This is a genomic window from Neorhizobium vignae, assembly GCF_000732195.1.
In the GTDB taxonomy this organism is placed as follows: Bacteria; Pseudomonadota; Alphaproteobacteria; order Rhizobiales; family Rhizobiaceae; genus Neorhizobium; species Neorhizobium vignae.
The window spans coordinates 642,152-654,988 of the sequence record NZ_JNNU01000002.1 but is presented as its reverse complement, the minus strand read 5'-3'; the positions used below and the strand labels follow the sequence as shown (position 1 = coordinate 654,988).

The 12,837-nt window shown below is 62.5% G+C and carries 16 protein-coding genes; 7 read left to right on the top strand and 9 right to left on the bottom strand.

Annotated features, from left to right (window positions below; genetic code table 11):
- Positions 1 to 51 precede the first annotated feature (51 nt).
- A complete protein-coding gene (locus GQ59_RS03335; RefSeq protein ID WP_037077327.1) occupies positions 52 to 621 on the top strand; it encodes a GNAT family N-acetyltransferase in 570 nt (189 codons plus the stop codon).
- A 259-nt stretch (positions 622 to 880) separates the two neighbouring features.
- Positions 881 to 1,570, top strand: coding sequence for an OmpW/AlkL family protein (locus GQ59_RS03330; protein ID WP_037077325.1), 690 nt, complete (start codon positions 881 to 883; stop codon positions 1,568 to 1,570).
- A 170-nt stretch (positions 1,571 to 1,740) separates the two neighbouring features.
- Here GQ59_RS03330 and GQ59_RS03325 read toward each other — a convergent pair whose 3' ends face one another.
- Together GQ59_RS03325 and GQ59_RS03320 are read right to left on the bottom strand one after the other, a co-directional pair.
- On the bottom strand, positions 1,741 to 1,959 hold the full coding sequence (locus GQ59_RS03325; RefSeq protein WP_037077323.1) for a tautomerase family protein: 219 nt from the start codon (positions 1,957 to 1,959) through the stop codon (positions 1,741 to 1,743).
- A gap of 25 nt (positions 1,960 to 1,984) precedes the next feature.
- Positions 1,985 to 2,725, bottom strand: coding sequence for an SDR family oxidoreductase (locus tag GQ59_RS03320; RefSeq protein ID WP_037077320.1), 741 nt, complete (start codon positions 2,723 to 2,725; stop codon positions 1,985 to 1,987).
- Positions 2,726 to 2,825: 100 nt separating this feature from the next.
- On the opposite strand from GQ59_RS03320, the gene GQ59_RS03315 reads away from it, so the two are divergent.
- The gene (locus GQ59_RS03315) at positions 2,826 to 3,719 is read left to right on the top strand and encodes a LysR family transcriptional regulator (RefSeq protein ID WP_037078154.1); all 894 of its coding nucleotides are present in this window, start codon (positions 2,826 to 2,828) and stop codon (positions 3,717 to 3,719) included.
- Between the two features lie 35 nt (positions 3,720 to 3,754).
- Here the strand turns inward: GQ59_RS03315 and GQ59_RS03310 are convergent, their stop codons facing one another.
- Both GQ59_RS03310 and GQ59_RS03305 read right to left on the bottom strand, forming a co-directional pair.
- Complete coding sequence (locus GQ59_RS03310) at positions 3,755 to 3,994, bottom strand: hypothetical protein (RefSeq protein ID WP_037077318.1); 240 nt, start codon at positions 3,992 to 3,994, stop codon at positions 3,755 to 3,757.
- The gene (locus GQ59_RS03305; RefSeq protein ID WP_037077316.1) at positions 3,994 to 4,260 is read right to left on the bottom strand and encodes a hypothetical protein; all 267 of its coding nucleotides are present in this window, start codon (positions 4,258 to 4,260) and stop codon (positions 3,994 to 3,996) included. Before GQ59_RS03305 ends, GQ59_RS03310 begins: the two co-directional genes overlap by 1 nt.
- Before the next feature lie 281 nt (positions 4,261 to 4,541).
- On the opposite strand from GQ59_RS03305, the gene GQ59_RS03300 reads away from it, so the two are divergent.
- Positions 4,542 to 5,573 carry a serine hydrolase domain-containing protein gene (locus GQ59_RS03300; RefSeq protein WP_037077314.1) on the top strand — a complete coding sequence of 344 codons (1,032 nt, stop codon included), beginning with the start codon at positions 4,542 to 4,544 and terminating at the stop codon, positions 5,571 to 5,573.
- An 89-nt stretch (positions 5,574 to 5,662) separates the two neighbouring features.
- A complete protein-coding gene (locus GQ59_RS03295) occupies positions 5,663 to 6,820 on the top strand; it encodes a GGDEF domain-containing protein (protein ID WP_037077312.1) in 1,158 nt (385 codons plus the stop codon).
- Between the two features lie 391 nt (positions 6,821 to 7,211).
- Here GQ59_RS03295 and GQ59_RS03290 read toward each other — a convergent pair whose 3' ends face one another.
- The 5 genes from GQ59_RS03290 to GQ59_RS03270 form a co-directional block, all read right to left on the bottom strand.
- Positions 7,212 to 8,198, bottom strand: coding sequence for a WD40 repeat domain-containing protein (locus GQ59_RS03290; RefSeq protein ID WP_037077310.1), 987 nt, complete (start codon positions 8,196 to 8,198; stop codon positions 7,212 to 7,214).
- The gene (locus GQ59_RS03285; RefSeq protein ID WP_037077308.1) at positions 8,198 to 9,322 is read right to left on the bottom strand and encodes a CobW family GTP-binding protein; all 1,125 of its coding nucleotides are present in this window, start codon (positions 9,320 to 9,322) and stop codon (positions 8,198 to 8,200) included. Before GQ59_RS03285 ends, GQ59_RS03290 begins: the two co-directional genes overlap by 1 nt.
- A gap of 190 nt (positions 9,323 to 9,512) precedes the next feature.
- Positions 9,513 to 9,908 (bottom strand): type II toxin-antitoxin system VapC family toxin, encoded by a 396-nt coding sequence (locus tag GQ59_RS03280; RefSeq protein WP_037077306.1) that lies wholly within the window; start codon positions 9,906 to 9,908, stop codon positions 9,513 to 9,515.
- Positions 9,905 to 10,243 carry a type II toxin-antitoxin system Phd/YefM family antitoxin gene (locus GQ59_RS03275; protein WP_037077304.1) on the bottom strand — a complete coding sequence of 113 codons (339 nt, stop codon included), beginning with the start codon at positions 10,241 to 10,243 and terminating at the stop codon, positions 9,905 to 9,907. The genes GQ59_RS03280 and GQ59_RS03275 overlap by 4 nt, the downstream gene beginning before the upstream one ends.
- A gap of 79 nt (positions 10,244 to 10,322) precedes the next feature.
- Positions 10,323 to 11,114: a creatininase family protein gene (locus GQ59_RS03270; protein ID WP_037077302.1), complete on the bottom strand. Its 792-nt coding sequence runs from the start codon at positions 11,112 to 11,114 to the stop codon at positions 10,323 to 10,325.
- Positions 11,115 to 11,197: 83 nt separating this feature from the next.
- Here GQ59_RS03270 and GQ59_RS03265 point away from each other — a divergent pair, with 83 nt between their 5' ends.
- Together GQ59_RS03265 and GQ59_RS03260 are read left to right on the top strand one after the other, a co-directional pair.
- Entirely contained in the window at positions 11,198 to 11,698 is a 501-nt protein-coding gene (locus GQ59_RS03265; RefSeq protein ID WP_037077301.1) for a MarR family winged helix-turn-helix transcriptional regulator, read from the top strand.
- A 108-nt stretch (positions 11,699 to 11,806) separates the two neighbouring features.
- Positions 11,807 to 12,829 carry a LacI family DNA-binding transcriptional regulator gene (locus tag GQ59_RS03260; protein WP_007756725.1) on the top strand — a complete coding sequence of 341 codons (1,023 nt, stop codon included), beginning with the start codon at positions 11,807 to 11,809 and terminating at the stop codon, positions 12,827 to 12,829.
- The last annotated feature ends 8 nt before the right edge of the window (positions 12,830 to 12,837 follow it).

The following is a 12,837-nucleotide window of genomic DNA, read 5'->3' as shown; positions in this document are numbered from 1 at the left end:
ACAATTCCTCTTCATCGCCGCTCATAACGGTATTGGGTACGGGAGGCCACGATGGCCGCTGTTCTTGATTCTGTACGCGCATTGTTTGCGCCGAATTCCACTTTCACCATCGACGCCGAGACTCCGGCCGACGTGGTCGCCCGCGAAACCCTGCTCGACCGCGCCATGGGCCCGGATCGTCGCCGGAAGTCGTCGGAAAAGATCCGCCGCAACCGCGTGCCGGCCGAAGGGCTCGCCATCGTTGCCCGCGACGGCGCCGGCCACGTGATCGGCACCGTGCGTCTCTGGAACGTCGAGGCCGGCATTTCGTCCGAAGGCCAGGCCATCGATGCGCTGCTGCTCGGCCCGCTGGCGGTCGACGCGGCTCATGAAGGCAAGGGCATCGGGGCGGCGCTGATGCGTGCGGCGATCACCGAGGCCCACAAGCGTGGCCACGGCGCGATCCTGCTCGTCGGCGATGCGGCCTATTATGAACGGTTCGGCTTCTTCGCCGACAAAACCCGGCATCTCGTCATGCCCGGCCCCTTCGAGCGTTCGCGTTTCCTGGCGCTCGAACTCAAGGCAGGCTGGCTGGAAGGTGCCGCTGGCATGATCGTCGCCAACGGGCGCAAGCTGGCCTGACAAAGGTCGAGCTTCGACCCCAAGGGATTCAGCACTCAAGGCCTCGCGCCCCGACGATCTGCCCAAACCCCGTCTCCCCGGTGGAGCGTTCCGATTGGAACGTCCTGAAGGGGAGGCGGGGTTTCTCGTGCGACAAATTCTCCCTTTCGGGCTGCAGCCGCGCATCCGGCGGTCGCGGTTGATCCTGATCAATCCGACTCTCGATGATCGCTCCTAAGCCTCTCCCTGCAAGATCAAAACGCAAGCAGGAGAGCTTAACATGAACACGAACGGGGTACGGCATCTGAGATGGATCGCGGGCGCGGGTGCGGCTTTTTTCGCATTCGGGGCAGCGGCGGCGGATCTGACGCCCGTTTCCGTTGCCCCGCCGGCGGAGGAGCCGGCGGCGGCATCGAGCCCCTGGCAAATCCGCGTGCGCGGCTTGGGCGTCATCACTGAGAACCGCGGCTCGGTCGACGGCGTGCCGGGTTCGGACCTGTCCTATTCCGACTCGGTCATCCCCGAGCTCGATATCAGCTACTTCTTCACCGACAATATCGCCGCCGAACTTATTCTCGGCACGACCTTCGCGAATATCAAGGAAGACGGTGCCGTCGGTGTGCCGGTCGGTCGCGCCTGGCTTCTGCCGCCGACGCTGACGCTGCAATACCACTTTACCGATTTCGGCGCGTTCAAGCCCTATGTCGGTGCCGGCGTCAATTATTCGCTCTTCTACAACCAGTCGGAAAAGCCGGGCTTCCACAATCTCGACGTCGAGAACAATGTCGGCGCGGCCCTGCAGGTCGGCTTCGACTACATGATCGACCAGCACTGGGGCGTGAATTTCGACGTCAAGAAGATTTTCCTCGAAACCAAGTGGAAGGCCGATCACGACGTGCTCGGGCCGCTGAGCGGCAAGGCGAAAATCAATCCCTGGCTGATCGGGGCAGGTGTCACCTACCGCTTCTAAAAAAAGCAAAAAGGTCGGTGGGGGCGGGGCCGGCGCCAGCCAGGTGGCGCCGGCCTTGTTTTTTCAGTTCAAGGCATGCAGAGCGGCAGTGTCGCCGTTGACGACAAGCATTCGCCCCGGTCACACCCGCCCGGTGGAAGGACCAGGCGAGAGCGTGAGCGTCCAATATTTCAGTCGCTATCCTTGGCGCGATAGGCATCCGGGATCACGAAAATCTCGTCAGCGCGGCCGTATCCGCCGTCCTTGACCTCCTCGATCAGCACCATGGTGTGAGGCCGCGCGGCCTCGCTCATGTATTCGACCAGCATCTCGGTGATACGGTGGACGATCTCCCGCTTCTGCGCCTTGCTGAGGGCCGCTTCCGGCGTCTTGATGTTCACGAATGGCATTGTTCTGTCCTTTGGTTCAGGTGGTTCAGATCATGCCGCCATTGGCCCGCAGCACCTGGCCGTTGACCCAGCCGCCGTCCGGGCCGGCGAGGAAGGAGACGACGGAGGCGATGTCCTGCGGTTGCCCGAGCCGGCTGAGCGGGATGGTCCTGACGATATTCTGGACCAGTTCCTCGGTCTTGCCGGTCATGAACAGCTCGGTTTCGACAGGGCCCGGCGCGACCGCGTTGACGGTGATCTTGCGCCGGCCGAGTTCCTTGGAGGCGACATGGGTCAGCGCTTCGACGGCGGCCTTGGTGGCGGCATAACCGCCATAGGCCGGACCATAGGCGCCGACCACGCTCGACGAGAAGTTGATGATGCGGCCGCCGTCGCGCAGGCGCTTGCCTGCTTCGCGGATGCCCCGGAACGTGCCGGTCAGATTGATGGCGAGCTGGGTTTCGAAGGCCTCGTCGTCCATCTCGGCGAGCGGTGCAAGCCGCATCACGCCGGCATTGTTGACGAGGATGTCCGCACCGCCGAAGTTCTGTTCGGCGGCATCGAACAGGGTTGCGGCGGCGGTCGGGCTGCCGATATCCGCCTGCACCGCGACCGCCTTGCCGCCACCCGCTTCGATCTGTGCAACCACCTCGTCGGCAGCCGGCCGGCTGGTCGCATAGTTGACGACGACGGCGATGCCGTCCTCAGCGAGGCGGAGCGCAATGGCTCTGCCGATGCCCTTGGAAGCGCCGGTGACGATCGCGACGCGTTGTCCGTTGGTGGTCATTGGGTCTCTCCTTGGTTGGTGGGCAGGAGATATTGCTGACACGGCCCAAGAACAATTGGCGGCGAATTGACATCAGAATTCGCCTGTGGTGAACAAGGTCATGGATCGCCTCGACCGCATGCAGCTCTTCGTCCGGATTGTCGAGCGGCGCAGCTTTTCCGCTGCGGCCGCGGATCTCGGCCTTGCCCGTTCGACCGTCACCGAAGCGGTCAAGCAGCTCGAGGAGGGGATCGGCACGCGACTTCTGGAGCGGACGACGCGCTACGTCACCCCGACGCTCGACGGTCGGGCCTTCTACGAGCGTTGCCTCGCGATTCTCGCGGAAGTGGACGAGGCGGAGAACATCTTTCGCGATGCGCAGCCGCGCGGCCTGCTGCGTGTCGATGCGCACGGGTTCCTGACCCGCACCTTCCTCTTGCCGCGCCTTCATGAATTCCTCGACCGCTATCCGCTCCTGGAACTGCAGATCGGTCAGGGCGACCGGCTGGTGGATCTCGTTCGCGAAGGCGTGGACTGCGTCATCCGGGCAGGCGAGATCGACGACAGCGGGCTGATCATGCGCAGGCTCGGAACCATCACCGAAATCACCTGCGCCAGCCGCGCCTATGTCCAGAAACATGGCATGCCGAAATCACCCGATGCGCTGGAGGGGCATCTCGCCATCGGCTTCCTGTCGTCGCGCACGGGCCAGATCATGCCGCTCGAATTCATGGTTGGCGGCGAGGTGCGCTACGTCACCCTTCCAAACCGATTGACGGTCAACAATTCCGACACGATGGTCGATCTCGCCCGCCGCGGCTTCGGGCTCATACAGGCGCCGCGTTATCGCCTGCAGCGGGATATCGACGAGGGCGTGCTCGTCGAAGTGCTTGCCGATTTCCCGCCGCCGCCGACCCTACTTTCGGCGCTCTATCCGCAGAACCGCCAACTTTCGCCGCGGGTGCGCGTCTTCCTCGACTGGATCGTCAAGGTGTTCGCCGAAGCGGGGCTTTGAAGTCCGGATACGGCGGAATTTCCTGAGGGGATGTCCTACGGCCGATAGATCGCCTGCAGCTTGGCAAGGTCGGCGATCTTCAGCTCCACGGGATCCAGGTCGTCGCGCGAAGGCTTGAACCAGGCGGTCGCCTCCTGGATATGCCTGCCATAGGGCTCCGGATACATGCTCAGACCCAACACCCATTGGCGAACGATTTCGCGGTCCATGCGCCCCGACGCGTAGCGGTCGTGCATGGTTTTGGCAGATGTGGTGAGGTCTTCGACATTCTTCATCAATGCACCGCGGGATTGGGTTCGGGTTCGCCGAAGAAGGAGCGGATGCCGTCGCGCTCGACCGTTGCCAGGAACTCGTCGAAGGCTTCGCGGTCAGTCGGAAACGGTTCTTCCCAGGTGGTGACGTCATCCTCTTCGGTGATAACTTCGAGCGTCCAGTCGCCCTGGGTGCCGGCGGGGCGGTAGATATCGACCAGCACGGTAATGCCGTCGTCGGTGAATTCGCCGGCAAGTTCGGAATGTTCAGTCTTGGGCGCCTTGGCCATGTCGTATCCGATCGTATAAACGGCTGTCCCGGCGCTGCGGGTCCGGTCCAGTGAGGGAATCGGCTACGCAACGATGAAGACGGTCGGGATGGTCCAATACACTGCTTTCCGTTTCTGCTCTACCGTCGATGTGGCGCTCTCCAGCCTGCCGGCCACTCTCCCACAAGGGCGAGGGTTGGGGATGCCGCAGCGGCAGCTCCCTATTTCACGTCCCATCATCTCTGCGTGAATCCACGCTTTCCGCCATAGTCTCGACCGCCTGGCCGTTCTAGCTTCGCAGGATGATCACACGCCGCGCAACTCTCCTGTCCCTGCCATTCGCCCTGACTGCGGCCCGCAGCCTTGCCCAGAGCGCGCCCCAGGCACCTGTGCCGCAGCCGCCCGTGACGCTCGATGCCGTGCTCGGCGGTGCGGCGGAGCTGGAGCCCTTGAAGGTCGTTCTGGTCGCCCGTAGCGGCGAAATGCTCGCCGAGCGGGCGTTCAACGGTCATTCGCTGGACGCCTCCACCAACATCAAGTCGGCCTCGAAATCGATCATCTCGGCTTTGACAGGCATCGCCATCGACCGCCGGCTGCTCGAAGGTCCCGACCAGAAGATCGCACCGATCCTGAAGGCCGACCTGCCGGCCAATCCGGACCCGCGCATCCACACGATCACCATCGGCAATCTGCTTTCGATGCAGGCGGGGCTCGGGCGGCTGTCGGGGCCGAACTACGGCCGCTGGATCGCGAGCCGCAACTGGGTGCGGTTCGCGCTCGCCCAGCCGTTCGACGACGACCCCGGCGGTTCGATGCTCTATTCGACCGCCTCCAGTCACCTGCTTTCGGCGATCCTCACCAGGGTCGGCGGCAAATCGACGCTGGCGCTGGCGCGCGAATGGCTGGAGCCGGTCGACGGATTCCGGATCGGCTCCTGGGAACGCGACCGCCAGGGCATCTATCTCGGCGGCAACCAGATGGCGATGACCGCCCGCTCGCTTCTGGCGTTCGGGGAGCTCTACCGCAACGGCGGCAAGACCAAGGACGGCCGCCAGGTCGTCTCGAAGGATTGGATCGATCAGTCCTGGACGCCGCGTACCAACTCGCGCTTTTCCGGCGACGGTTACGGATACGGCTGGTTCCTGCGCAATATCGGCGGCGAGGAGGTCAGGTTCGGCTGGGGTTATGGCGGGCAGATGCTCTATATCGTGCCGTCGCTCGGCCTCACCGTAGTGATGACGTCAGACGAAAGCGGCCCCTCGGCTCGCAGTGGTTATCGCGATGACCTGCACAACCTGCTTGCCGAAATCATCGGAGCTGTCCGCATCGTTTGAAGCCGGTTCGCATAAACTTGAATGACCGGGCACACTGAATCGTAACCGTCTGAAGCTAGCATGCCTCGCGTCGCCATTGGGGGTGTTTCATGCTGGATCTGCGGACGATCTATATCGTCTCGGCTATGACCTGCGCGGTCCTGGGCATGGTCCAGATGATCGCCTATTCCAGCGGCCGGTTCGAACGCTGGCTGTTCTGGTGGAGCGCCAGCGGCATCGCCATCGGAGCCGGCCTGTTCAGCGTCGGTCTTCGAAACGTGCTGCCGGATGTCGTCTCGATCCTGATCGGCAATCACCTGATCCTGGTCGGCTATCTGTTGCTGATCGTCTCCGTCCGGCTTTTCGGCGGCCGTCCGCCCCGCTGGGGCCTGAGTTGGCTCATCCTCGCCGTTCTTTCGGCGCCGCTGATCCTCTTGTGGCGGGACGATGCGAGTACTGCGCCGCGCATCGCCATCTTCTCGCTCGTCTGCGCTCTCGGCGACCTCCTGGTGATGCTGGAGGGCATTCGTCTCGCACGGCAGGAAAGGCTGCGGTCGGCATGGCTGGTGGCGGCGATCTACCTGCCGACTGCCGCCATCTTTGCGGTTCGCACCGTGCTTGCGGCGACGGGTTGGATCGGCGAAGGCGGCCTGTTTGCTCCCGGCAACGGCGCCGATGCCTGGCTGGGGCTCTGGGCGGCGCCCTTCCTGGCATTGCGAAGCATCGTCATCAATCTGATGGCGGCCGAACGGGCGGGAAACAAGCTGTCCTATCTGGCGGACCGCGATGCACTGACCGGCGTGCTCAACCGCGGCGGTCTGATGCGTTCCTATGCTGGTCTCGAGCAGGGACCGGTGGCCCTGATGCTCATCGATGTCGATCGTTTCAAGCAGCTCAACGACACGCATGGTCATGCGGTCGGCGACGAAGTCCTGCGGCGGTTCGCCTCCTCGGCATCCCTGCACCTGCGCAGCCGTGATCTCTTCGCGCGGCAGGGGGGCGACGAGTTTGTGATCGTTCTCAAAGGATGCCCGGTCGAAAAAGCCGTCGAGACGGCCCAGAAGATCCGCACGGCCTTTGCCGCTTCCCTCGCCGAAATGGAGGGCCTTGTCGTGCAGCCGACACTCAGTATCGGCGTGGCAACCGAGATATGCGGTCCTGGCGAACTCGAAACCCTGCTGCAGCGGGCCGACCTGGCGCTCTATGCCCGCAAGCGCAACGGCCGGGACGGCATCGATACGTTCGAGGGGGACCGCCAGGCGGCGTGACGGCGGGGAAGATTTCGCTGCGGCGAACAGAAATTCCCTTTTCGTTTGAAGCAAATTCGCGCCGAAATAACCCTGCGTCATCCCCGCCTGTGCGGCTGCGGCTATACTGGTCGCGTCACAGGGCACGGAACCGGGTCGCATCCCACGGAGAGCAACCGGCGTCCGGTGATGGTCGTAAAGGTGAGGAAGGCGCCGTCAGGGCGCCGACCACCGAAAGGTTCAAGGTTTCGGATCCAGACCCTCCGTTACCCGCCTTTCGGAAAACACCGGAGCGATCGGGCAGGCAGCAGAGCCTGACACCCATACCACTTCTAACACGCTGCCTGCCCATCCCGCATGGACCAGGCCGCGGCGGAGATTTTTCCGCCGCGGTTATTCGTGCTGCATGCTTTCAGGCTGCAATATCGATGACGCCGCAATCGCCGGCATCGGAGGAGAAGGCGACGAGCTTGCCGTTGGCGCTCCAACTCAATCCGGTAATGCCGCCCTTGCCGGGACGGCGCAGCAAAGCTTCCTTTGCGTCGGCGAGCCTGACGCCGAGAATCATGCCGTCGATGAAACCGATGGCGAGCACTTCCTCGGCCGGATGGAAGGCAACCGACGTAACCATGATATTGGCGCGGGTGCCGAGTTCCTGCGGCGCCTTGCCCATCGGGCCGTCCTTTGCCGAAAACGGCCAGACGATCGCCGCCGGCGCGCCCGACGACGCAAGCCACTTGCCCTTCGGCGACCAGGAGAGCGATTTCACCTTGGCCGGATAACCGGTCATCCGCATGTGGCGGTTTTCGCCGGGCTTGCCGTCGAGCTTCCAGCCGTGCAGGGCGTTTTCCTGCATGGTGGTCACCAGGAAGCGCCCGTCTGGCGAGAAGGTGACGGCGTTGTGGGCGCCCTTCCATTCGAGGTCGACTGGCGGCGCATTGGTGCCGACCCAGTGCAGCGACACGCCGTTGTAACGGGCGGCGGCGATCCTGAGGCCCTTGCCCGCAAACGCGAGGCCTTCGACGCTGCGTTCCTCGGGAAATTCCTTCAGCGTGCCGTCGCTCTGTTTCACGAAGCTCGACTTGCCATACGCATAGGCGACCGCATTCTGCGGGCCACCGGCAACGACGCTGATCCACTTGCGCGGCGCTTCGGCAATCAGGGTCGCCTCGCCATTGCTGCCGATGCGCATCACCTTGCCGTCCTCGCCGCCGGTCAGCAGCGTGGCGCTGAAAGGGTCGCGGATGCAGGTCAGCAGACCCTGATGAGCCTCCGTGACTTTCTCGCCGCCATCAAGGCGGTGGATCGTGCCGGCGGCGGTGGCGAAGAATGGAACGTCGCCGAGGAAATGCGCGGCGACGACATGGCCTTCCAGATCAAGCGGTGCAACAGTCGGCATTACGCAGCTTGTGCCTCACACGCCCGGAAGCTCTTTTCGATCTTGTCGACGTCGAGATCGCGGCCGATGAAGACGAGGCGCGATTCGCGCTTCTCGCCATCCTTCCACGGACGCTGGTGATCGCCCTCGACGATCATGTGGACGCCCTGCACGACATAACGTTCCTCGTCGCCCTTGAAGGCGATGATGCCCTTGAGGCGCAGGATGCTCGGGCCGTCCGTCTGGGTGATCTTCTGGATCCAGGGGAAGAACCGTTCCGGGTTCATCTCGCCGCCGCGCAGCGAGATCGACTTCACCGTCACATCATGGATCGGCGACATTTCGCCGTGGTGATGATGGTGGTGATGATCATGGTCGTGATGATCGTGGTCATGCGCATGATGGTCATGATCGTGGTCATGATGATGGTGGTCATGCCCATGGTCATGGTCGCAATCGGGGCCGCAGACATGGTCGTCATGGCCGTGGTCCAGGAAGTGCGGATCGTTTTCGAGCGCGCGTTCCAGGTTGAAGGCGCCCTGGTCGAGCACGCGGGCGAGATCGACGCCGGAACGGGTGGTCTTGTAGACGCGGGCAGTCGGGTTGATGGCGCGCACGACGTCTTCGATGATCGCCAGTTCTTCCGGCGAAACGAGGTCGGTCTTGTTGATGACGACGACATCGGCAAAGGCGATCTGGTCTTCGGCTTCGCGGCTGTCCTTCAGGCGCAGCGGCAGGTGCTTGGCATCGACGAGTGCGACGACCGCATCGAGCTCGGTCTTGGCGCGCACGTCGTCATCCATGAAGAAGGTCTGGGCGACCGGCACCGGATCGGCAAGGCCGGTGGTCTCGACGATGATGCCGTCGAAGCGGCCCGGGCGGCGCATCAGTCCCTCGACGACGCGGATCAGGTCGCCGCGCACGGTGCAGCAGACGCAGCCGTTGTTCATTTCGTAAATCTCTTCGTCCGACTCGACGATCAGGTCGTTGTCGATGCCGATCTCGCCGAACTCGTTGACGATGACCGCGTATTTCTTGCCATGGCTTTCGGAGAGAATGCGGTTGAGAAGCGTCGTCTTGCCGGCGCCGAGATAACCGGTGAGCACGGTGACGGGAACGGGCTTGACGGTGGCTGTTTCGGTCATGAAAACCTCGAGGACTTGAGAGCGCCTGATCGGCGCGGAAGCTTTGTTCGTCTCATATAAGGGCAAGCCGGGACGAGTTCAAAGGGTTTGTATGTTATAAGATCACATCGGAATTGCGACCGCCGGCAGGCATGGTCGTTACCTTCGGGTAGCGGTCGATGAGGGGCCTCGGCGGCTTGATGTCTCCGGGTCAGGAAGCCGACGGTATTGCCGGAATTACGTCTGTTCTCGCGAAATCGTCACCAACATAGAGAAACGGACAGTTGAATTCCTTGGCTGTCGCATAAGCGAAACAATCGCCGAAATTGAGCGAGGCGGGGTGAAAGCTTTTGCCGAACAAGGCGTAGGCCGCGGCCGCAAGGGCGGCACGTTCCCGTGTTACATCAATGATCTGCGTTACTGAGATTGATATCAAGCTTCTGACTTCGATCAAAAGTTTTCGGCGTGCTGCGACGATAAGTGACTCGGTGAGGGTTCCGGCAGACATGATGATTGACGATTCGGCTGCGATAACGCCGGCGCATCGCTCGGCCATCGCTTCACCTGTGATGATTGCGATAATGGCCGAGGTGTCGAGTACGATCATTTGGGCAAGCCATGCTCGTCGTATAGAAAGTCTTGGCTTCGTGCAGCATCAGTATCTGACGGCAAGTTTCTGTGCCTCGCCATCTCGCGAATTTCCTGCAAAATCCTCGTCTTTTGAGCATAGCTCAAGGGCTTTCCTTCGGCTGCCAGAAGCAATGGCTTCCGTAATTCCGCCGCGATCGCTTCCGTCTCCGATTGGGTACCGGCCGAATGTATAACTGGCTCCAAGCGAACTGAGGGCGCCCCATCATGAGTTAGGACGACTTCCTCCCCTTGTTCGGCAAGGTTCACAAGCTCTCTGAGTTTGCCTTCTGCTTCCGCAATGGAAATACGCATTGGAATTTCCTCTTTTGCTGGATTTCGTCAGAAATATGCGGTGCGGCGCCATGATAAACAAGCACTCCGGTTTATTCCACTACTTAAAGTCTTGTGCATCGAACCGCGCCACGTCCTCCAGCAGTTCGATAATCCCCCTGACGGCATGCGCAACGAGCAGATCCCCCCGTTCCGCCGTTGCCGCGGCCGCGTTGCCAGCGACGCCCGTGGGGTTGAGGTCGGACATCTTCCAGCCGAAGGCGTGCGGGCCGTAGGCGCGCAGATGCTTGAAGTCGCGGGAAAAATCCGATTGGCGGGACGGGAAGTTCTCGGCCCTGGCCATATCGACCCGGTCCGGATGGAGCGCCAGCATGACCGAAGTCTCGATGTCGCCGCCGTGGATGTCGACTGCCTTGTCCGCTGGTGCGATCCAGCCGTCTGGCTGCCCGAAGCGAGTCCAGCTCGTCGCCACGACCAGCATGCCGAATCGCACCCGCGCCTCGGTCGCGACGATGGTCAGGAGCGGCGAATTGCCGCCATGGGCGTTGAGCAGCACCAGCTTGCCGATGCCCTTGGCGTGAAGGTCGCCGGCAAGCCCGAGCCAGCGGTAAACGGCCTCATCGAAGGCAAGCGTCTTCGTGCCGGCGACATCCATATGCTCTATCGAATAACCGACGGGCTCCGCGGGCAGGAATGTCACCGGCAGGCCGGCGGGCAGAGCAGGGATAAGGCGCGCGACGAGGCCTTCGGCGATCAGCGTGTCGGTCTCGAAGGGCAGGTGCGGTCCGTGCTGTTCGTGGGCGCCGAGCGGCAGGACGGCGATCCAGTCTCGCCTTTCTGTGGACGCAAGTGTCGTATCATTGTCATGATAGCGTGGCGAAGGGTGCGACATCTGGCGGTGGTTTCCCGGTTTCGATATGGGTAGCGCGCCACAGATATAACGGCTACTTCTTTAGGGCAAAACGGGCGGAGCGAATGAGCAAGAAGAAGGGCGATAAAAAAGCCAAGTCCGGCAAGAAGAAGGAACTGGAAGGCCTTTCGGCCACCGACCTTGCGCCGGCGATCACCCAGGCCGCCCGCTCCATGCGCACAGCACTCAGCCGCAGCCTCGGCGAAAGCGGGCTTTATGCCGGCCAGGACGGCGTCATCCTGATCCTTGCCGAAGAGGACGGCATGACCCCTGGCCAGCTCGCCATACGGCTCGGCGTCAAGGCCCCGACCATGACGCGTACGATCGGCCGCATGGAGGCGCAGGGGTTTCTGGAACGCCGCGCCGATGGCACCGACGGGCGTCTCACCAAGGTGCATCTGACGGAAGCCGGATTGCAGACCGTCGAACAGATCGGCCGCTCGGTCTCCGAGTGCGGCTCGATCGCCGCGAAAGGCCTCTCCGACAAGGAGATCCGCACCCTCCTCAAGCTCCTGAAAACCATCGAACAAAATCTTCAGTCGGAGTCCTCCGACGAGAGGGGCTGATTTCCCTCCAATTTTCGCCTTCACAGGATTGTCGCATGGAATTAAATTGTTTATTTAAAGTTTAATTCGAGCGTCGGATAGCGATGCCGGCCATTGCGGGTGGGGGAAATGGCGCAAAAGATCAAGTTGTCGACGATTGGCGAGAGCCTTGGTCTTTCGACTGCCACGATATCGCTTGCTCTGCGCGACAGCCCGCTCGTGGCGGCCGATACCCGGGAAAAAATCAAGGAACAGGCAAGAGCGCTCGGTTATATCTACAATCGTCGCGCAGCCAGTCTGCGCACCTCGCGTTCCGGCATTATCGGCGTCGTGGTGCACGACATCATGAACCCGTTCTACGGGGAAATCCTCAAGGCGATCGAAAGCGAGCTCGATCGCAGCCGTCATACCTTCATCCTGTCCAACCATTACGATTCGGTCGAGAAACAGCGCACCTTCATCGAAACGCTGCTGCAGCTCGGCGGGGACGGGGTGATCATGTCGCCGGCGATCGGCACGCCGATCGAGGATATGAGGCTTGCCGAAGAGAACGGCATGCCGGCCATTCTGGTTGCCCGTTCGATGGAGGGCGTCGAACTGCCGACCTATCGCGGCGACGACAGCTACGGCATTTCGCTTGCCACCAACCACCTGATCGGCCTTGGGCATCGGGTGATCGCCATGATCGGCGGCACCGACCAGACGTCGACCGGCCGTGACCGTTACCAGGGTTATGTCAACGCGCTGCGCAAGGCGGGCATCGAGGTGGATCCGAACCTTCGCATTCCCGGGCCGCGCTCGAAGCAGGGCGGGTTCGAGGCGGCGGTGCATTTCCTCTCCCTGCCGCAGAAGCCGACCGCTGCGGTCTGCTGGAACGATCTGGTGGCGATCGGCCTGATGAACGGCATTGCCCGTGCCGGGCTGATGCCCGGCCACGACATCTCCGTCACCGGTTACGACGATCTGGAAGAGGCCTCGATCGCGACGCCTGCACTGACGACGGTGTGGAACGGCCAGACGGAAGTCGGCCGGCTTGCGGCGCGCGCCCTGCTCGACCGCCTCGCCGGCAGCCACGAGCCGGACGGCATCCACCTGATCAAGCCGGAAATGCGCATCCGTCAGTCGACCGGCGTACACCGGCCGCGGGCCTGAGCTTCAAG